This window comes from Saccharospirillum impatiens DSM 12546, assembly GCF_000423605.1.
Classification (GTDB): Bacteria; Pseudomonadota; Gammaproteobacteria; order Pseudomonadales; family Natronospirillaceae; genus Saccharospirillum; species Saccharospirillum impatiens.
Map to the genome: position 1 here is coordinate 1 of NZ_AUIH01000086.1, position 7142 is coordinate 7142.

At 51.7% G+C, this 7142-nt stretch carries 6 protein-coding genes; all 6 read left to right on the forward strand.

Going from position 1 to position 7142, the window contains the following annotated elements:
• Positions 1–206 (forward strand): Tn3 family transposase (locus G565_RS25090; RefSeq protein WP_037340527.1); only part of this gene is annotated, 206 nt, incomplete at its 5' end.
• Positions 207–654: 448 nt separating this feature from the next.
• Positions 655–1404, forward strand: a complete 750-nt coding sequence (locus G565_RS0119725) for a hypothetical protein (protein ID WP_028672367.1) — start codon at positions 655–657, stop codon at positions 1402–1404.
• Between the two features lie 103 nt (positions 1405–1507).
• Entirely contained in the window at positions 1508–3817 is a 2310-nt protein-coding gene (locus tag G565_RS0119730) for an ATP-dependent nuclease (RefSeq protein WP_028672368.1), read from the forward strand.
• Complete coding sequence (locus G565_RS0119735) at positions 3810–5756, forward strand: UvrD-helicase domain-containing protein (RefSeq protein WP_028672369.1); 1947 nt, start codon at positions 3810–3812, stop codon at positions 5754–5756. Before G565_RS0119730 ends, G565_RS0119735 begins: the two co-directional genes overlap by 8 nt.
• 392 nt (positions 5757–6148) lie before the next feature.
• Positions 6149–6820: a hypothetical protein gene (locus tag G565_RS25095; RefSeq protein WP_051208310.1), complete on the forward strand. Its 672-nt coding sequence runs from the start codon at positions 6149–6151 to the stop codon at positions 6818–6820.
• A gap of 90 nt (positions 6821–6910) precedes the next feature.
• Positions 6911–7142 (forward strand): transposase (locus G565_RS0119745; RefSeq protein WP_425413993.1); only part of this gene is annotated, 232 nt, incomplete at its 3' end.

Sequence of the window (7142 nt, forward strand, 5' to 3'; positions counted from 1 at the left end):
CTAAGGTCCTAAGCAATTTATTGATGAGCTTCGAACATCAAGGAAAAGAAGAGCACACCGAAACAATCAAGCGAGCGTCACCGGTCGCTTGGCAAAACATAAATCTGAAAGGTAAATATATGTTCGCAGGAAGCGGTGAGGCTCCGGATATTGAGGATTTGATGGCTTCAATTGATGGCTATTTACCAGTTCCCGAAAAGTACTAAAGCTCTACAGGCTAGAAATGGTAGGCTTTAACAGAGCTTTTGTCTTTTTTGGAGGGAAAATCCCCAGAACCCCGCTAAGGCGGAGTTCCCGGGCGAGGGCGGTCTGGTAAGCTGGCCAGTATTTGTTGACGGTCGCCTTGGCCGTGCTCTTGCCACCCGGTACACGCAGTGCGGCCACCACCTCGTCCTGCGTAGGCAGGCGCCCCAAACTTTTCAGCAGCAGAAAGCCAGCCTGGATGACCCTGTCTTGTGGGGGTAGGGCGGTGGCGTCGGATCAGCTGTTGCAGGCCCTGCGTCAGTTGGACACCGCGGCCGAGCCGGTAGGCGTACCGACCGATCACCCCACACTGATCGAGGCAACCTCCGACGCCGAAGCGCTGCAGGCCTACCTGGCGGGCTGCAGGCCTACCTGGCGGTTCGCTGCGCCAAGTCGACGACGCGCCAGACGGTGTTGCGTGATCTGCGCAAGTTCCTGGTGTTCCTGGCTCTGGAGGGGCTGGAGCGATTGGCGGAGGTCAAGGTGCATCACTGCCAGGCGTTTCAGCAATGGCTGGTCAATCCCGATCCCGCGCTGTGCTCGGGTAGAGCCGGCCGGCCGCCAGCATTCACCCGCTCAGACGGCCGCCTGAACCCGGATTGGAAACCCTTTCGCGCGCCACTCAGCCGTGTCTCGGCCAACCAGACGGTCAACAAGATCCAGGCCATTCTGCACTACCTTGACCACGGTACCGGTTTTGAGGGCGTGTCTGACCGGCGCCGCGCCCAGTGGCGCTGGTTCTTTTATTTCTACCTCTACACGGCCGCGCGTATCCGCTCCGGCTGCACCGCAACCCTTGACGATCTGTATATTGACCGTAAGGGGTTCGAGCGGCTGACACTCACCGTCAAGGGCGCGGGCGTGCGGCGCAAGGACGTGCCTTGGATCCCGGAGCTGGAGGCGGAATACCACCGGTACCGCGCCGCGCTCGGCCTACCGCCGATTCGGCTCGGCAAGCCCCATCGGCGCCGGCATCCGGAAGCGCCGCTGCCATTGGACCAAGGTCCGCGATATTTGTTGCTGCCGTTGACCGTGACACCGGATACACGTTTTGCTGAGGCGCTGAGCTATCAGTCCGTGCACGGCCACCTGGTGGCGCTCGCACAAGGGACTGAGAATGAAGTCTCCTTGGGAGTATCGGGCAGACCTGGTATCAAATAAGTGAAGTGGTGTCCGGTTTAACGGGGGCAACTACAACTACACTTCATCACCAATAGCGAATACAGTCTGTTATAAATCGTCAAAAGACACTGCGGAGGGATTCGTGCAACTTCACTCATACCGTCTAAGGAATTTTCGACGTCTGAAGGCTGCTCATATTGAGCTGGCTGATGACATATCCATATTTGTAGGATCCAATAACAGCGGGAAAACGTCAGCAACTCAAGCCATCCAGGCGTTTGTCACGGGTGGGAGAGATCGCTTCAGCCTTTATGACTTTAGCTCTTCGTGCTGGAAGGCCTTCAATGAAGCGGAAAGCATCAATGTGGACGATCCTATTCCCGATGGCTTGCTACCAAGCATAGACCTTGATCTCTGGTTTGAGGTTGCAGTACCGGATCTCTATCTTGTATTTCCCTTACTTCCGAGCGCTGCATGGGAGGGAAGCAAGGTCGGAATCCGGGTTTCTTTTACCGCACGTAGCCCCTTAAACCTAATTCAGAATTACCGAGCAGCTAAAGCTAAAGGTGCCGCGCAGGCAGCAGAGTTATCGCCGGGATCGGAATATGTTCCTTGGCCTCGCTCCATGACGGACTATCTTCAGCGCGAACTCAAGAACGAATATGAGTTGCGTTACTTCGTCTTAGATCACACGCAATTTGATAAGAATTTCCTCGAAATAGGGGACTACGTTCCAGAAGAGTTGCGTAAAGAGCAGGGTGGCGGAGCGATTTTGAAGTCACTCATCCATATCGACAATTTGGGGGCTCAACGACATCTCGCTGACCCTAATCCGGAAGCTGGAGGACGATCAGAAGACCTGTCAAAGCGTTTGAGCCGCTTCTACAAGCGTAACCTTGATCAAAGGCAAGACGATCATGCTGCCCTTAGGGCACTGTTCGAATCCGAGCAAGCGCTCAACAGTCACTTAGATGGCGTGTTCAAGCCGATGCTTGATCGGCTCTCGAAGCTTGGTTATCCGGGTGTTAATAACCCGCGCCTGAAAATCATGTCAGCGTTAGACCCCGCCCATGTCATGAGTCAGGACGCCCGAGTTCACTATCAAATCGGAGAAGGCGAAGACACTGCGACCCTTCCTGATAGTTACAACGGGCTTGGATTCAAGAATTTGATATACATGGTTGTGGAGATACTTGATGCGCAAGCCAAATGGGTGGCAATGGAAAATCGCCCTCCTTTGCATCTTATTTTCGTCGAGGAACCAGAGGCCCATCTGCACGCCCAACTCCAGCAGGTCTTCATCCGCAATGTTCTTGAACTCTTGAACATAAAAGACGACGTCGGTAGTATTTTTAGCAGTCAAATGGTCATCACGACCCACTCGCCACACATCCTTTACGAACGAGGATTCAAGCCGATCCGCTACTTCCGACGAACGAAGATCGGCAGGGAACAGTTGACGGAAGTTCTAAATCTATCAGCGTTCTATCAAGCTCAATCAGATGATCGCGATTTTCTAGAACGATATCTGAAACTAACGCACTGCGACCTCTTCTTTTCAGATGCTGCTATTCTTGTTGAAGGCAATGTTGAACGATTGCTCCTGCCCGTCATGATCCGCAAGGTTGCGAGGCCCCTCCGATCTGCTTGCTTGTGTATTTTGGAAGTAGGTGGTGCATTTGGGCACCGCTTCCAGTCTCTCATCGAGTTTCTCGGTTTAACGACACTGATCATTACAGATATTGATAGTGTCGCCCTTGTAGTTCCTGAAGCCGACGCTGACATTGATGATGAGGAAGTAGAGGAGTTCGAGGTTCCTGCCGATGAAGAAGAAGACGTCGCTAGGCAGGTCCAGGATGGTGGTCAAAATCCGGCTTCCAAGCCGGTAGAGTCGCCACCTAAAAGGAAATACGGTAAGGCTTGTCTGCCCAATGAACCAGGCGCTGCAACCTCGAATCAGACCCTGATAAAATGGCTTCCTGGCAAGCGAACCATTGAGGAGTTACGTAACACCTCGGAAACCGACAAAACTCACGAACTTAAAGATAACACCAAGGTTCGCGTGGCCTATCAGACTGAACGGCCTATCACTTGGAATGGCGCTACTGAAAACCTCTGCGGGCGAACCCTTGAGGAAGACTTTGGCCTTGAGAACCCAGGATGGTCTCAATCTGTTGAGAAGAAGCCTCTTGGCCTGATTGTAAAGGGTGAAATTGCGGATCCCAGTGCTCTTGCTAAAGGTCTTCACAAGAGAGTTTCGCGAAAGAGCTTCGATAAGACAAAGTTTGCACTCGCCTTACTCACCGAGGACGAAGATGCTTGGGATGTCCCGACGTACATCCGTGAAGGGCTGGTCTGGCTTAATGAAGAAGTGCGGATAGAACTCGAAACCGTAATTCCCGACGTCGATCCAATGGCTGAAACTGGTGGGATAGGGGAAGCCGATGAGTAGTCGAGCGAACAAGCCTGACACCCAGGCAGACATCGACTTGCGAAACTGCCTTCAAGCTGTTCAACCGCGCAGTTTCATAATGAAGGCTGGCGCCGGCTCCGGCAAAACCACGTCTCTCATTAAGGGGCTGTCTTCAGCCATTCAAATACACGGCGAACAGCTGAGGAAACTCCGTCAGCGCATCGCCTGCATTACCTACACGGAGATTGCTGCCGGAGAGATATGGCGAGATGTCGGCAGTGATCCACTGGTTCACGTTTCGACAATCCACAGTTTCTTCTGGCTGCTAGCTAAACCGTTTCAGAACGACATTCAGACCTGGGTCTCCGAGCGCATCACGGAGAAAATTGAGGTGCTTGAACAGAAACAGGCATCCTACGGCCCTAGGGTCCAACAGCGTACAAAGGACAAAGACACCCGAGACCTTGAGCGGCTTCGCAGCCAGTTAGGCGGGATCGCCGAAGTTAAAGGCTTCCGATACGGAAAAGGTAGCGACTACCTAAAAGGGACCTTAGGACACGATGACATTTTGAAGATGGTTACGTACCTCATAATGCAGCGCCCTCTCTTTCGAACTCTTCTCGCGCGCCAATTTCCTTTCGTATTTGTCGACGAGAGCCAGGATACGACCACTGAAGTCATAGAAGCATTGAAAACTGTTGGGCGCGAACCAGGCGTTAGGTGTTGTCTCGGCTTTTTTGGCGACCCAATGCAACAGATTTATGCCACGGGTGCCGGTTTGGTTGAAGCGGAGCCACATTGGGCCGATATTCCTAAGCCAGAGAATTTTCGGTGCTCCATCCAGGTACTAAATCTGGCAAACGCCATTCGGCGCGATGGTGATGACCTTGTTCAGGTTCCTGGCCAGCGTCTTGGCCCCGACGGCATCATTCCAACGCCAGAAGGAGCGGCTCATCTTTTTGTACTATCTGCGGACGATACGCGAGATGCCAACTTGGTTCGGGTGCGCGAATGGATGGCTGCCCGAACCGGTGATGATCGCTGGCGATCGGATGATGATGACCATGAGCGCGTAAAGCTTCTGGTCATCGTTCACCAGATGGCCGCAAAGCGCCTAGGGTTCGGTGAACTTTACACGGCGCTCAATTCAAGAGCGCCGTCATCATTCAAAGACGGGTTTCTGGACGGCACTGCATGGCCTCTTTCACCGTGTGTGAAATTTCTGATTCCGATAGCGATTGCCCATACAGGAAACCGGCAGCTCGAAGTAATGCGACTGATCCGGGAATATTCGCCCCTTCTTGAAAAAGGCGACCTCGCCGGAGTGACCGTCGCAGAGCGATTAAAGACAATAAATGAGCTTGTAATCTCAATTTCAGAAGGCATAGCAGGGGATTCAAATGTAACAATCGGCGACCTTCTGAGGCAGGTGAACGACGCAGGGTTACTTATCTTCGATCCACGGCTTGCATCCTATTTGAATCCAGACGCTGCTCTATCTGGTCAACCCGCAGAGGGGGCGGGCAGTGATGACACTCAAGGTGAGGATGGATCCGATAGGGAAATGGCTTCAATGGATGCTTTCTTAGCGTGCCCCGCTAAGCAGCTTCTGGCGTACCAGACCTACATTTCAGAGCGCTCACCTTTTGGAACTCAACAAGGCATCAAGGGGGCTGAATTTGAAAGGGTTCTCGTCGTCTTAGACGATGCGGAGAGTACCCATTTCCAGTTTTCTTACGAAAAATACCTGCGTCTCAAAGCGCCCTCAGACACAGATCAAAAACACATCGAAGCAGGCGAAGAAACAGTTGTGGATCGAACTCGCCGTCTTTTCTATGTGAGCTGCACAAGGGCACTAAAAGAACTGGCGGTCGTCCTTTTCACCGCTGACCCTGAACAGGCTGAGGCGCATCTGCGCCAACTTGATCTTTTTGAAGGTGACTCCATCCATACGCATAATGTTTTTGAGGCAGGATAAATCGCATTTCCATGGAAATATCAGTTCGCGAGCAGAGCTTGCCAGGGGTTAAGATCGGATGTCCTTAACTCGGCCCAAGGGCCTCGCTAAATGCGCTGTTTTACTTTGCTAGCAGTCACACTATTCACGCCTGGCGGTTGAATCAGAGCCAGCTCGGTTTACAAGCAATCAGGATCTGATGGCAGGTGGGAAACAACCCTTAAATTAAACATATGTTTGCTTCTAAATTTTGAACTTAGCTTGAAAAAAATCACATCTTTGCTTGAACAGGGAATTGGACAGGAGGCGCACCATGATCCGCCCCTACTATGTCCAATACTGTTTAGTATTGGACATAGGGGAGTGATCGCGTTTAAACTTGGATTCTTGCTGAAACCTGGGGATCAGACCAAATGGCCATACCGAAACCCATTCCACTATTTCCTTCATACGAGGAATTGAAGGAGTTCAGTTGGCAATCCTATCCGTATCTCAAAGTTCACTTAGATCAGTTGCCTGATTGGTGTGCAGTGCAATGGCGCTGGGCTGCTGATTTCCTGCTCTATGTCGGCCGAAATAAGTCAGAGCACACATTTATTCGATTTAGGTCCGAAGTTGAGAAATTTCTTCTCTGGGTAAATGTAGTGGCTGAAAAGCGGTTGGACTCACTGCGTAAATCAGATGTACTGGAATATGCCGAGTTCTTTTATAAGCCTCCTCAAACCTGGATCGGCTTGGTTAACGTTGAAAAATTCAAGTTGATCAGTGGTGAATTCCGTGAAAACGCCGAATGGCGGCCCTTTAGGTATATTTCCGATACTGACATGCCCGATAAGAAGCAGTATCGACCATCTCAGCAGTCAATGCAGTCCATGTTCACGGCAGTTACCGCATTTTATAAGTATTTAATGGATGAAGAGCTCTGTCTGGGGAATCCCGCGCAGATTGCCAAGAAAGATTGCAAACGCCTTATAAAAGACACACAAATCAGGAAGACCAAGCGCCTAGATAAAGAGGAATGGGCTTTCCTGTTGGATGTAGCAACCCAAATGGCGGATGAGGATATAGTGGACCCCATGATTTAGACCACGGGCATAGGTAGAATGCCACGACCAAGCAGGAGTAGTAACGTGGCGAGAAAACGGTTCAGTAGTGAGTTCAAGGCCAAGGTCGCAATGGAGGCTATCCGAGGCGACAAGACAGTCGCTCAATTATCTTCGCAGTGCGGCGTACATGCCTCTCAGATCAACACCTGGAAGAAAATCGCCCAGGAGCGACTGGTGGAAGCCTTCGAACGCGGCAGTAGCCAACCCGACCCGAAAAAGCTGGAAGCTCGGGAAGACCATCTATATCAACAAATTGGCAAGCTGCAGGTCGAGGTCGAGTGGCTTAGAAAAAAATCGAAGG